We start from the raw sequence: 13,181 nt of genomic DNA, 5'->3' as shown, positions 1-13,181 counted from the left end.
CAAAGACAACTGCGCCCCAAGATCGAGGGTCTTGGGGCGCAGGATGTGAGAGGGTCAGCGCGCCTTACGAGTGCTCGTCTGCGATGAGGCATTGGTGAAGCGAGTCTCAGTGGCATCGCGGCGCAGAAGCCATGGGCGACGGCGCGCAGTCTTAAGCACGGCGGGAGCGTCCGGGATCGACTTCTTGGCCGTCGTGCGGATGAAGCCGATGCCTCCTGGCGATACTTCGACTCGTGTGCTCATACCCACAGTGTAGGCCGTCAGACTGACTTTTCGCTGCGTCCCGCGGCTGCGGCAATTGCGAATGCTGGCGCGAGCTCCGCTGCGATCAACTCCGCCAAGAAGACATCTCCCTTCGAGAGAGACCCTGCCTTCGGGGCGTCGACGGTGACCATGCCGAAGAGTACTCCGCTCGACCAGATCGGGGCACGGATGAACGTGCGGTAGCGTGCTCGATCGCCTTCGTAGTCCGAGGGCGCTTCTCTGGCCGTGTCGGTGTACAGCTCCCCTTCGGGCGAGCTGCTGGACAGGTACGCAAGGATCTCGGCGCCGTCTTGCTCGTCGAAGGAGAAGGTCCGGGGAACGTCGTTCCGGCCGAATCGGGCCAGCGGGTACATGCCGTTCGGCTGATTCATCGCATACACGATGGCCCTGACATCCGTGCTCGCCGGAATCATCGCATCGAGTGCGCCGCAGCAATGGGTGGCGATTGTCTTGAGGCTTTCCTTCAGCAGCTCAGGACTGGAGTATGCCGGATCGACCTCGGCGAGCTCGGCCATCAGGTCCAGCGCTGGACCGAGCTTGTTCCGGAGCTCTTTCATCGTGTCGTACCTGGCCTCTGCCACGGACAAGGATCTCTTGTGGTCCCGGACAGCCTTGACGATCAGCAGCCCCGTGGCCACAGCACCGGCGGCGATCGCCAGATATCGAAGAAGGGCGGCCAGCCCGCTGTTGAGCTGGGCCCACCCCATGAGAGTCGTCGCGATGCCGGCCAATGCCGTCGCCGCCACCGTCAGCAGCAGATCGGCCCGGTCCGCCAGGAAAAGACGGAGCCCGCTCAGGGCCGGCCTGTCGTGGCGCGATTGGCTGGACATGTCACCTTCTTCATGGACGTCGTTCCGTGTCGTACCCCTGAAGTTCAGCAGGACTGGGCCCACAGTTCCACTACACTGGGATAGCGGGTAAACCCGCCAGGGATTGACTTCAGGTTCAGAGTATCGAGATTCAGGCTTTCTGGCTGGTTTATACGTTCAGGCTGATTCGATGTATTTTCATGTCATGACACGCTTGGCCGACCGTTTCTTGGACTTCTCCCGTACTCTCAGCTCCAAGGAGCGCCAGGCCTTTGAAGCGCGGCGAGCCCGCCTTAATGGCCAGTTCGGCGAGGCGGCCGCCAATGCAACTGCAGCCATGAGCGACTACCTTGGCGCGCCGGGGCTGCTGGCGACCGAAGGGCTGCGAATACGGACCCCGTTCTGTCGTCTGGAGAAGCCGATTCCCGAAGGCGAGGTTTCGGACAGGCGGGCTCCGAAGCGCGCGCTGCGCCCTCCGGCCACGATGATCTCCTCGAGCAAGGGGGCAGCACTGCGCGTGTACCTCACAGCGCTGGCCGCTGCGCAAATCAAGAATCGCCCTGGCCGACGGGTCACGCTCGACATGCCCCTCGCGACCTTCTCACGGGAGCGGGGCTGGAATGACTTGGTGGCCACCCCAGCGGTCACCTCCGGCCGCGGGAAGACTACCTCGACCATCCGGGAAAAGAAGGCGAGAACGCTGCATACTGCGCTGGACACTCTCGAGGAAGCAAAGCTCGTGCATCTGCCGGGGACGCCGGGCAAACGCGGACGTTACGAAGGGTTCAGCCTCCTCGACGAGGCAGGATGGCAGCACAGCGGCGACCCGCTCCCATACACAGTCCCTCCCAAAGGCGAGGATTATTTCGCCCTGCCTGTTGGCTTCGTGACCAGCGGGTGGCTCCATGTGCTCGAGGACTCCGAGATCACGCTTCTCCTGATGGTCGCCTGCCGCCGCGGCACCCTCGCGGCCATGGGTGACGAGCCGGACATCGCGCAGGGTGAGGTTGCGATCCCCGCCGACGTCCGGCTCAGGTGTTACGGGATCCACCGCGATCCCTTCTCTACAGCACGAAAGACGCTCGAATGGTTCAAGCTCCTTGGCGTACGGGAAATGGACCGACGCGATGACGGTCGCGCCGAAGATGCGGCGAACAGACTGCATCGGCTCTCGCTGTTAAAGGACGGGTTCGAACCGACAGCGTTGGACGTCTTGCGCGAGACCATCGACCGCCAGCTGAGCCGGGTCTAGGGCCGGAAGACGGCGAGCACGATGGCGGCGAAGTGCAGGCCGAACCCGGCCAGCGTGAACGCGTGGAAGAATTCGTGGAAGCCGAAGTGGCGCGGGCTGAAGTTCGGCCGCTTGATGCCGTAGACCACGGCGCCGGCGATGTAGAAGGCGCCGCCGGCACAGACCAGCAGCGTGGCCGGGATGCTGGCCGCCCAGAACTGTGGCAGGAAGAACAGCGCCGCCAGCCCCAGGGCCACGTAGATGGGCACATAGAGCCAGCGCGGCGCCGTGACCCACAGGACGCGGAACAGCACGCCGGCCACGGCGCCCGACCAGATGAGCCACAGCACCAAGGTGGCCGTGGAGCGGGGCAGAAGCAGGGCGGACAGCGGCGTGTACGTGCCCGCGATGACGAGCATGATGTTGCTGTGGTCCAGCCGCTTGAGCAGGATCTTGACCGTGGGCGACCAGTCCACGCGATGGTATAGCGCACTCGTGCCAAAAAGCATGACGCCCGTCAGCGTGTAGATGGACGTGGTCACCTTGGCGGTGGTGCCCGGGGCGAGGAGGATGAGCAGCACGCCGGCCGCGAGGACCACGGGGGCCGCGCCGGTGTGCAGCCAGCCGCGCCAACTGGGCTTGAGCGCCGCGGGGTGGGGGGAGGACATGGACGAAGCATAGCCCGCCAATCCGTAGGTTACTTTGGGGTAACAATGCGCCTGCGGGATTCCCGCCGTTGCGGCGGGTAACGTTGGGTGCACACAGGCAGGTGACCGGATGGTCGTACGCGGAAGGATCGGTGGAGTGACCATGCGGCTTCTCTCGCGCCCGTTGCGGATGCCGCATCTGCTGTACGACTACTACGAACGGCGCCTGGCCCGGTCGCTGGACCGCGGCACGGTGCCGCGGCACATCGGCGTCATGGTGGACGGCAACAGGCGCTGGGCGAAGCAGTTCAACGCCCCGACCAGCCGCGGCCACCAGGCCGGGGCGGACAAGATCGTCGAGTTCCTGGGTTGGTGCCAGGAGCTGGGCATCAAGGTCGTGACGCTCTACATGCTCTCGACCGACAACATGAACCGGTCGTCCGATGAATTGGACGAACTGATGGGCATCATCGCCAACACGTTCGACCTGCTCGACGCCGACGCCAACATCAGCGTGCACGCCATGGGCGCCCCGGAACTGCTGCCGGACTACCTGGCCGAGCGGCTGTCCCGGCTGACCGCCCGCGCGCCCGAGCACGAAAGCGTCCACGTCAACATGGCCATCGGCTACGGCGGCCGGCGCGAGATCGTCGACGCCGTCCGTGAGCTGCTGCACGAGGCCGACGCCGAGGGGCGCACCATGGGCGAGGTGGCGGACACGCTCAGTGTCGAGGACATCTCCAGGTTCCTGTACACACGCGGGCAGCCCGACCCGGACCTGGTGATCCGCACCTCCGGCGAACAACGGCTCTCCGGCTTCCTGATGTGGCAGAGCGCGTACAGCGAGTTCTACTTCTGCGAGGCGCTGTGGCCGGCGTTCCGCCGGATCGACTTCCTGCGCGCCCTGCGCGACTACGCCGGGCGCAGCCGCCGCTTCGGCACCTGAGCGGGCGTGGGCTCCCGTGGGTGCGCCCCAAACGTTTACCGGGCCGTAACCGGACACGCCGGGGGCGTTGGCCGGGGTGCGGGGTGGGGCGGCGTAGCTTGGCGTTAACGGCGGGCATCCCGCCCGTCGTGAGGTTCGATTCCGGGCGATGTTTGCCCGGGGGCTGGAGTCGAAGTGGCGGCAAGGGAAGAACAGGCCCGGCGCAGTTACGTGATTGACACGTCGGTGCTGTTGTCGGATCCGCGGGCCATCCTGCGGTTCGCCGAGCACGAGGTCATTGTCCCGATCGTGGTCATCTCGGAACTGGAGGGCAAGCGGCACGACCCCGAACTGGGGTACTTCGCCCGCTCCGCGCTGCGCCTGCTGGACGAGTTGCGCACCGAGCACGGCGGGCTGGACCACCCGATCCCGATCGGCGCCGAGGGCGGCACGCTGCGGGTCGAGCTGAACCACATCTCCGCGGAGGTGTTGCCGGCCGGCATCCGCGGTGGCGACAACGATTCGCGCATCCTGGCGGTGGCGAAGAGCCTGGCCAACGAGGGCCGCCATGTCACCGTCGTGTCGAAGGACGTGCCGATGCGGGTGAAGGCGTCCGCGCTGGGCCTGGCCGCCGACGAATACCGCAACGAACTGGTGAAGGACTCCGGCTGGACCGGTGTGGCAGAACTCGAGGTCACGGACACGGACCTCGGCTCGCTGTACGAGCACCAGCCCGTGTTCATCCCGGCAGCCGCCGAGTTGCCGGTCAACACCTCACTGGTGCTGCTGGCCGGGCGCGGCTCCGCGCTCGGCCGGGTCGGCGCGGACAAGCAGGTCCGGCTGGTCCGCGGCGACCGGGAGGTGTTCGGACTGCACGGCCGTTCGGCCGAGCAGCGCCTGGCCCTGGACCTGCTCATGGACCCGGAGGTCGGCATCGTCTCGCTCGGCGGCCGGGCCGGCACCGGCAAGAGCGCGCTGGCCCTGTGCGCCGGCCTTGAGGCGGTCATGGAGCGCCGCGAGCACCGCAAGGTCGTCGTGTTCCGGCCGCTGTACGCCGTCGGCGGCCAGGAGCTCGGCTACCTGCCGGGGGCGGAGGTGGAGAAGATGAACCCGTGGGCGCAGGCCGTGTTCGACACACTGGGCGCGCTGGTGTCCAAGGCGGTCATGGACGAGGTCATCGACCGGGGCATGCTGGAGGTGCTGCCGCTGACCCACATCCGCGGCCGGTCGCTGCACGACTCGTTCGTCATCGTCGACGAGGCGCAGTCGCTGGAGAAGAACGTGCTGCTGACCGTCATGAGCCGGATCGGGCAGAATTCGAAGATCGTGCTCACCCATGACGTCGCCCAGCGCGACAACCTGCGCGTGGGCCGGCACGACGGGATCGCCGCCGTCGTCGAGACGCTCAAGGGGCACCCGCTGTTCGGGCACGTGACCCTGACCCGCTCCGAACGCTCGCCCATCGCCGCGCTCGTCACCGAGCTGCTGGAGGGCATCGAGCCGTAGGATTTCAGGCGCCCGGGCCCAGCTCCCACGGGATGTGGGCCCGGACGTCCGTCAACCCCATGCCGACCTCCTCGAACAGGTCGTCGAGCATGTACTCGTCCACGCCCAGGATGGCCAGCTCATGCCCGGCGCCGGCCAGGTCGCCGTCCAGGGCGCGGCTGGCCACGCACACGCCCGTGCCGGCGTCGACGCGCACCATGGTCCGGCCCGGGTACAGCAGCGGCGCGTCCACGGCATACGGCACATAGGCCGGGTTGGGCGTGAGCACGGCCTCCACGGCGGGTCGGCCCCCGTTCGCGACGCGGGCCGGTGACTCGATCTCGGCCACGTTCGAGCGCGGTTCCACGCTGGGCACGGGCCGCACCCCGGCCAGCTCCACCGGGTCCAGGGCGGCGGGGAACCGGCCCGAACCGAACGCCGGTTCCCCGTAGGCGGCCTCGGGCCGCCGCGCCACCAGCCCGCCGTCGTCGTACACGGGCGTGACCAGGTGCGGCGGCAACAGCCAGGGCTTGCGCCGGCCGGAGATGTACAGCGCGTCCCGCGAGGCGTTGATGTCCGGCGTGCAGGCCAGCAGTGCGCCGTCGAGCGCCTCGACACGCAGGGCCCCGGGCCGGCGCACCCAGGCGCGCACCGTCAACGGCTCCGCCCCGATGTCCAGGTCGGCCGGGCGGAACGTGAACTCGAAGCGCAGCGAATTCCACCGCCACGGGGACGATCGGCACAGGTGGCGGAAGGTTTCAACGTCGGGGACCGGCTCCATGCCCCCAGTGTAGGCCGGATAGGGTGGGGCCATGGCAGCCCCCGACTTCGTGCTCAAGCTCCGCCGGCAAATCGGCCACGACCCGCTCTGGCTGCCCGGCGTCAAGGGCATCGTGTTCGATGACGCCGGCCGGGTGCTGCTGGGCAAGCGCTCCGACAACGGCGAATGGGCGCCGATCACCGGCATCCTCGAGCCGGGGGAGGAGCCGGGGCCCGGCCTGGTGCGCGAGATCCTGGAGGAGACCGGCGTTGTCGCCGAGATCGACGCGCTGCTGGGCGTGCACGTCGTCGGCCCGGTCACGTTTCCCAACGGCGACGTGTGCGACTTCCTGAACGTCGAGTTCCGGTGCCGCCACGTCAGTGGCACGGCGCGCGTGAACGACGACGAATCGACCGCGGTCGGCTGGTTCGCGCTCGACGCGCTGCCGCCCATGCGCCGGGGCCACCGGGACAGCGTGGCGCGCGCCGCCGTGTTCGACGGCGTTCCGCACTTCAAACGCTGACGGCGAGCCACCGTCGTCGTCCCTCTCTGGAGTCCCTGTGTGAAGCACGACGGCGGCACCTCGCCGCGGGAGCGCGACGCTAGGAGCGTTGCGGGTCGCCGGCGCGCTGGGCCTCCAACAGCTCCGCCTCCTCGCCGCCGATCGCCTCGCCGCGGGCCACCATGCCGGACGTGTCCGAGAGCGGGATGACCTTCATGGTCAAGGCCAGGACCAGCGCCACCACCATGAACGGGATCAGGTACCAGAACACGGGGGCCAGGGAGTTGGCGTAGGCGTTGATGATGCCGTCCTTGACGGCCGGGGGAAGATGGGCCAGGGCCTTTGGGTCAAGGGTGGCCATGGAGTCGGCCGCCTGCTGGTGGCTGGCGCCGGCCTCCGTGAACAGCTTGGTCAGCGAGTCGGCCAGGCGCGTGGTGAACATGGCGCCGAAGACCGCCACGCCCAGGGCCGAGCCCACCTCGCGGAAGTAGTTGTTGGTGCTGGTGGCGGTGCCGAGCTGGTTGGCCGGGACCGAGTTCTGCACCACGATGACCACGATCTGCATGATCAGGCCAAGGCCGGCGCCGAAGACGAACAGCTGCGCGCAAATCACCCAGATGGGGGTGTCCGCGGAGAGCGTGGTCATCCACCCCATGGTGATGATGGTCAGGATGGAACCGGCGATCGGGAACATCTTGTACCTGCCGGTCCTGGTCATGCGAATGCCGGACCAGATGGACGTGCCCATCAGGCCGGCCATCATGGGCAGCATCAGCAGGCCGGACTCGGCGGCGGACGTGCCGGAGGACATTTGCAGGAACGTCGGCACGAACGCCAGCGCGGCGAACATGCCCATGCCCAGCACAAAGCCGATGGCCGTGGAGTTCAGGAAGATCGGGTTCTTGAACAGGGAGAGCGGGATGATCGGGTCCTGCGCCCGGGCCTCGGTGACGACGAACAACGCAACCGCGGCCATCAGCCCGGCACCCCAGGCCCAGGTGGCCAGGGACGTCCAGCCGTCGGTCTTGCCGCCGAAGTCGGTGAAGAAGATCAGGCAGGTCGTGGCGATCGACAGGAACACCACGCCCATCAAGTCGATCTTCTTCTCGGGCGACTTGTTCGGCAGGGTCAGCGTGAAGAACGCAATCACGAACGCGATGATGCCGACCGGGATGTTGATGTAGAAGCACCATTCCCACGTCAGGTGGTCCACGAAGTAGCCGCCCAGCAGGGGCCCGGCCACGGCGGCCAGGCCGAAGATGGCGCCCAGCGGGCCCATGTACTTGCCGCGCTCGTTGGCGGGGACAATGTCGGCGATGATGGCCTGGGACAGGATCATCAAGCCGCCGCCGCCCAGGCCCTGGATGGCGCGGAAGATCACGAAGCCCCAGAAGTCGGTGGCAAACGCACAGCCCACGGACGCCAACGTGAAGATGGCGATCGCGGCCAGGAACAGGTTGCGCCGGCCCAGCACGTCGCCGAACTTGCCGTAGATGGGCATGACGATGGTGGTGGCCAGCAGGTACGCGGTGGTGATCCACGTCTGGTGCTCGACGCCGCCGAGCTTGCCGACGATGGTCGGCATGGCCGTGGAGACGATCGTCTGGTCGAGGCTCGAGAGCAGCATCCCCGCGATGAGCGCGGAGAAGATGATCCAGATCCGTTTCTTGGTCAGGAGCAGCGGTTGCGGGGCTGCGGTCGCGGCACTCATCGAGTCCCTTCGGATGGTGGGAGCGAATGGATGAAGACCCCCTGGGCCTGGGCCAGGTGGCCGGTCAGCAGCTCACGGTAGGTGCGGGTGTTGGATTCGGTGAAGAACGCCGCGCCGGCGCGGCGCGACAGGGCGCCGAACAGCGCGGCAGCCAGCTGCGCCAGCGGGTCGTCGGACGGCAGGCCCTCGCGCTGGGCGATGAGCCCGGCGAACTCCTTCTCGCGTGCGTCGACGCTGCCCATCATCTTCAGCATCAGCTGCGGCTCGACCCGCATGGCGGCCATGAGGTCGCCGGCATTCTCGCGGGTCAGCTGCACCTGGTCGGCGACCGCGCAGGCCAGTTCCACCAGGTCGTGCAGCAGCGACGCCGAAACCCCCGACGGGCTCCGCCGCGCCCCGCCGGCCAGGAACGCCGCCATGGCCGCCGGCGGGAAATCGTCCAACAGGTAGCCGATGATCGCGTCTTCCTTGGACGGGAAGTAGTTGAAGAACGTGCGCCGGGAGATGCCGACCTCCTCGCACACCTGCTCCACGGTGAAGCCGTTCAGGCCGCGGTTGGCCGTGAACAGCCGCGCCGTCGCCGTGATGGCGGACCGGGTCGCCTCGCGCTTGCGTTCGCGCAGCCCCGGGTGCGTGTCCGGGACGGCGTTTTTTGCACTTTCACTCACAAAGTAAAAGTTTGCACTATTCGGGCCATAGTGCAAAATCTTTTGTGAGTGGCGTTGATCACTGCGCCGTTAACGCAAGGCGCCCGGGTCTCGACGGGCTCGACCACCGATGGTCGAGCCCGTCGAGACCCGGGCGCCTTGGAAGCGCGGTGGGGGAGCCGGTGGGGATTACTGCGGGGGACGGGTCATGGACAGCACGTCCAGGCCCGCATCCAACTGCTCGATGGTCAGCTCGCCGCGGTCCACGAAGCCCAGTGCCAGGACGGCCTCGCGGATCGTCAGGCCCTCCTTGATGGCGTGCTTGGCGATCTTCGCCGCGTTCTCGTAGCCGATGTACTTGTTCAGCGGGGTCACGATCGACGGCGACGCCTCGGCCAGGAAACGGGCGCGCTCGACGTTGGCGCTCAGCCCGTCGATCATCTTGTCCGCCATGACGCGGGACGTGTTGGCCAGCAGGCGGATGGACTGCAGCAGGTTCGCGGCCATGACCGGGATGCCCACGTTCAGCTCGAACGCGCCGTTCGTGGAGGACAGCGCGATCGTCGTGTCGTTGCCGATGACCTGGGCGGCGACCATGATGGCGGCCTCGCAGATGACCGGGTTGACCTTGCCCGGCATGATCGAGGAACCGGGCTGCAGGTCGGGGATGGAGATCTCGCCCAGCCCCGTGTTGGGGCCGGAGCCCAGCCAGCGGAGGTCGTTGCTGATCTTCATGATCGAGTAGGCGATGTTGCGCAGCTGGCCGGACGCCTCGATCAGCCCGTCCCGGTTGGCCTGCGCCTCGAAGTGGTTGCGGGCCTCCGTCAGCGGCAGGCCGGTGTCCTCGGCGAGCAGGGCGATGACGCGTTGCGGGAAGCCGGCCGGGGTGTTGATGCCGGTGCCGACGGCCGTGCCACCGAGCGGCACCTCGGCCACGCGCGGCAGCGAGGACTGAATGCGCTCGATCCCGTAGCGGACCTGCGCCGCGTAGCCGCCGAATTCCTGGCCGAGCGTGACCGGGGTGGCGTCCATCAGGTGCGTGCGGCCGGACTTCACCACGGTGGCGAACTCCGCTTCCTTGCGCTCCAGCGCCTCGGCCAGGTGGGCCAGGGCCGGGACGAGGTCGTTGATCAGTGCCGAGGTCGCGGCCACGTGCACGGACGTCGGGAACACGTCGTTGGAGGACTGGGAGGCGTTCACGTGGTCGTTCGGGTGCACGGTCTTGTCGCTGCCGGCGGCCTGCAGGGCGCGGTTGGCCAGCGACGCGAGCACCTCGTTGGTGTTCATGTTCGACGACGTGCCGGACCCGGTCTGGAACACGTCGATCGGGAAGTGCTCATCGAAGTCCCCGGCGGCGACCTGGTCGGCGGCGGCCCCGATCGCCTTCGCCAGCTCGGGGTCCAGCACGCCCAGTTCGGCGTTCGCGGTGGCCGCGGCCTTCTTGATGCGGGCGAGCGCCTCGATGTGGGCCCGTTCCAGCGTCAGTCCGGAGATGGGGAAGTTCTCCACGGCGCGCTGCGTCTGGGCGCTGTACAGGGCGTTGGCCGGGACCCGGACCTCACCCATCGTGTCGTGTTCGATGCGGAACTGTTGTGCGGTGGCCGCGGCATTGTCAGTCATGACTCCTACCATATCGCCGCCGCGCGGCTGTTTTGAAACCGCTACAGGCCCACGGTCAGGGCGCCATTGCTGTACACCAGCTCGGCCCGGCCCTCGTCCAGGTGGTAGGTGAGACCGACGACGGCGGTGCGCTGGCGGGTGACGGCGTTGGCGATGATGGGGGAGTTCTCCACCAGCCGGGCCGCCGTCTCCCGTACGTGTTCCTCGATCATGTCGTCGAGGGTGCTGTCCTGGTCGCGGCGCAGCGCCGTCAGCACCGACGGGGTGACCTTCTCGACCAGGTCCCGCACGAAGCCGCCCGGCATCTCGCCCGTGGCCACGGCGTCCCGCGTCGCCGTGACGGCCCCGCAGCTGTCGTGGCCCAGCACCACGATCAGCGGCACGTCCAGGTACTCCACGCCGTATTCGAGTGAACCGAGCACCGTGTTGTCGATCACGTGGCCGGCCGTGCGGATCACGAACGCGTCACCGAGTCCCAGGTCGAAGATGATCTCGGCGGCCAGCCGGGAGTCGGAGCAGCCGAAGATCAGCGCGAACGGATGTTGGGTGGTCAGCAGGGACGTGCGCCGGGACGCGTCCTGGTTCGGGTGGGAGGCGGCGCTTGCGACGAAGCGCTGGTTGCCCTCCATCAGGCGGACCCAGGCCTGGGCGGGCGTGAGCGGGTGGTCGGAAATGGCGTGGATGTTGCCGTCCTCGGCATCGGGCATCTAATTCGTCTCCTTCGGTGTGGCGGTCGTGCTGGGTGTCGGGGCGCCGGCCAGCATCCTGCTTGTGGCGGCGGCCAGGGCGTCGAAGTCCACGAAATCGGCCTTGCCTGTCAGGATAACCGTGGTGTGGTTGATGGTGGCAACCAGGCTGCGTGAGCCGGAGCCGTCGTCGCGCAATTCCCAGGTGGTGCCGGCAACCTGCCGCGTGCCGGTGACCGGTGCGTTGCCGGTCTGGCCGGCCAGCCAGGTCGGGTTCGCCCGGTCCGTCTGGCGCAGCGCGATGAACGTGTCATGCGGCGTAAGATTTCCCACATCCCAGTACGCCACGGCGCCCGGGCCGTTGGCCCCGTTCCACCGTGCATAGTTGGCCCGCCAGCCGGCGGGCAGGTGCGGGGCGGCGGGCGCGAATCCGGCCACGGGCGCGGCCTGTCCGGCGACGGCGGCCACGTCGACGGGCTGGATGTAGGAGGTGGCGTTCTTCTGCGGGTTCAACCCGACCACGACCAACACGATGGCGACCGTGGCCAGCATGGCCAGGATCATGCCGATCACCGACGCGTTGGCCCGCTTCGCGGCGGCGGCGCTGATCACCGGTTTGACGGACGGCATCTCGGGTGGCGGTTCGGGCGTTTCACTCACCCCTCCATCTTCCCCCATCGGGGCCGCTGCCTTCATCATGGTGCAGGTCACAGCCGGGGTCGGGGTGCGGCGAACTATGATGGAGCCGTAGGCGTCCGTTCGGCCGGCATGCCACGGGGCATGCGACGACTCCCAGGCCTACTCGACGATGAGGATTTTTTGACGTGACTCTCAACCCCTCCGCAGCAAATTACTCTCACCTCTCGCCGGCCCTGGCCGTCGGCGACGATGAACCGGACCGCAACCTGGCCCTCGAACTCGTGCGCGTCACCGAAGCCGCCGCGATCGCCGGCGGGCACTGGGTCGGTTTCGGGGAGAAGAACCTGGCCGACGGCGCCGCCGTCGACGCCATGCGTTCCCTGCTCGCCACCGTCCACTTCAATGGTGTCGTGGTCATCGGCGAGGGTGAGAAGGACGAGGCCCCGATGCTGTTCAACGGCGAGGTCGTCGGCGACGGCACCGGCGCCGAATGCGATGTGGCCGTCGACCCGATCGACGGCACCCGGCTGACCGCCATGGGCATCAACAACGCCCTGTCCGTTTTGGCCGTCGCCGAGCGCGGCGCCATGTTCGACCCGTCCGCCGTGTTCTACATGGAGAAGCTGGTCACCGGGCCGGAAGCAGCCGACATGGTGGACCTGCGCCTGCCGGTCAAGCAGAACCTGCACCTGATCGCCAAGGCCAAGGGCGTGAAGATCAACCAGCTCACCGTCATGGTGCTGGACCGGGACCGGCACCAGCGGCTGATCCAGGAGATCCGCGACGCCGGCGCCCGCACCAAGATCATCCTCGACGGCGACGTGGCCGGCGCCATCGCGGCCGCCCGTGCCGGCACCGGTGTGGACGCGCTCATGGGCATCGGCGGCACGCCGGAGGGCATTGTCGCCGCCTGCGCCATCAAGACGCTCGGCGGCGTCATCCAGGGCCGGCTGTGGCCCACGGACGACGACGAGCGGCAGAAGGCGCTCGACGCCGGCCACAACCTGGACCGCGTGCTGTCCACGAACGACCTGGTCACCAGCGACAACTGCTACTTCGCCGCCACCGGCATCACCGACGGCGACTTGCTGCGCGGCGTGCGCTACGACAAGGGGCGGGTCATGACCCAGTCCATCGTCATGCGCTCGAAGTCCGGCACGATCCGCATCGTCGACGGCGAGCACCAGGCCGCCAAGTGGGAGTCCTACGGCCGCCGCTCGTAACCTCGGCGCTTCACGGGCGGCCCGGTGATCGA

13 protein-coding genes are annotated in these 13,181 nt (G+C 67.9%); 5 read left to right on the top strand and 8 right to left on the bottom strand.

The annotated features are described in order from the left end of the window. Positions 1–260: 260 nt before the first annotated feature. Positions 261–1,094: a hypothetical protein gene (locus tag EJC77_RS05875; RefSeq protein ID WP_125610643.1), complete on the bottom strand. Its 834-nt coding sequence runs from the start codon at positions 1,092–1,094 to the stop codon at positions 261–263. Positions 1,095–1,278: 184 nt separating this feature from the next. On the opposite strand from EJC77_RS05875, the gene EJC77_RS05870 reads away from it, so the two are divergent. Further along, entirely contained in the window at positions 1,279–2,325 is a 1,047-nt protein-coding gene (locus tag EJC77_RS05870; protein WP_125610642.1) for a hypothetical protein, read from the top strand. On the opposite strand, the gene trhA is transcribed toward EJC77_RS05870, so the two are convergent. Further along, entirely contained in the window at positions 2,322–2,972 is a 651-nt protein-coding gene (gene trhA, locus EJC77_RS05865; protein WP_125610641.1) for a PAQR family membrane homeostasis protein TrhA, read from the bottom strand. The genes EJC77_RS05870 and trhA overlap by 4 nt on opposite strands. 142 nt (positions 2,973–3,114) lie before the next feature. On the opposite strand from trhA, the gene EJC77_RS05860 reads away from it, so the two are divergent. Together EJC77_RS05860 and EJC77_RS05855 are read left to right on the top strand one after the other, a co-directional pair. Continuing rightward, on the top strand, positions 3,115–3,897 hold the full coding sequence (locus EJC77_RS05860; protein WP_205786925.1) for an isoprenyl transferase: 783 nt from the start codon (positions 3,115–3,117) through the stop codon (positions 3,895–3,897). Positions 3,898–4,071: 174 nt separating this feature from the next. Then, positions 4,072–5,382 (top strand): PhoH family protein, encoded by a 1,311-nt coding sequence (locus tag EJC77_RS05855; protein WP_240629834.1) that lies wholly within the window; start codon positions 4,072–4,074, stop codon positions 5,380–5,382. A gap of 4 nt (positions 5,383–5,386) precedes the next feature. Here EJC77_RS05855 and EJC77_RS05850 read toward each other — a convergent pair whose 3' ends face one another. Beyond that, positions 5,387–6,142 (bottom strand): hypothetical protein, encoded by a 756-nt coding sequence (locus tag EJC77_RS05850; RefSeq protein WP_125610639.1) that lies wholly within the window; start codon positions 6,140–6,142, stop codon positions 5,387–5,389. Between the two features lie 31 nt (positions 6,143–6,173). On the opposite strand from EJC77_RS05850, the gene EJC77_RS05845 reads away from it, so the two are divergent. Further along, entirely contained in the window at positions 6,174–6,644 is a 471-nt protein-coding gene (locus tag EJC77_RS05845) for an NUDIX hydrolase (RefSeq protein ID WP_125610638.1), read from the top strand. Between the two features lie 79 nt (positions 6,645–6,723). Here the strand turns inward: EJC77_RS05845 and EJC77_RS05840 are convergent, their stop codons facing one another. The 5 genes from EJC77_RS05840 to EJC77_RS05820 form a co-directional block, all read right to left on the bottom strand. Continuing rightward, complete coding sequence (locus tag EJC77_RS05840) at positions 6,724–8,334, bottom strand: MDR family MFS transporter (protein ID WP_125610637.1); 1,611 nt, start codon at positions 8,332–8,334, stop codon at positions 6,724–6,726. Further along, positions 8,331–9,002, bottom strand: coding sequence for a TetR/AcrR family transcriptional regulator (locus EJC77_RS05835; protein WP_125610636.1), 672 nt, complete (start codon positions 9,000–9,002; stop codon positions 8,331–8,333). The genes EJC77_RS05840 and EJC77_RS05835 overlap by 4 nt, the downstream gene beginning before the upstream one ends. 168 nt (positions 9,003–9,170) lie before the next feature. After that, on the bottom strand, positions 9,171–10,601 hold the full coding sequence (locus EJC77_RS05830; protein WP_125610635.1) for a class II fumarate hydratase: 1,431 nt from the start codon (positions 10,599–10,601) through the stop codon (positions 9,171–9,173). 41 nt (positions 10,602–10,642) lie between these two features. After that, positions 10,643–11,308, bottom strand: a complete 666-nt coding sequence (locus tag EJC77_RS05825) for a carbonic anhydrase (protein ID WP_125610634.1) — start codon at positions 11,306–11,308, stop codon at positions 10,643–10,645. Next, the gene (locus tag EJC77_RS05820) at positions 11,309–11,947 is read right to left on the bottom strand and encodes a DUF4245 domain-containing protein (protein WP_164520327.1); all 639 of its coding nucleotides are present in this window, start codon (positions 11,945–11,947) and stop codon (positions 11,309–11,311) included. Positions 11,948–12,111: 164 nt separating this feature from the next. On the opposite strand from EJC77_RS05820, the gene glpX reads away from it, so the two are divergent. Next, entirely contained in the window at positions 12,112–13,149 is a 1,038-nt protein-coding gene (gene glpX, locus EJC77_RS05815) for a class II fructose-bisphosphatase (protein WP_125610632.1), read from the top strand. The last annotated feature ends 32 nt before the right edge of the window (positions 13,150–13,181 follow it).

Source organism: Specibacter cremeus (genome assembly GCF_003946885.1).
Taxonomy (GTDB): Bacteria; Actinomycetota; Actinomycetes; order Actinomycetales; family Micrococcaceae; genus Specibacter; species Specibacter cremeus.
Note: the sequence above shows the minus strand (reverse complement) of the source record. Positions and strands in the feature narration are given on the sequence as shown.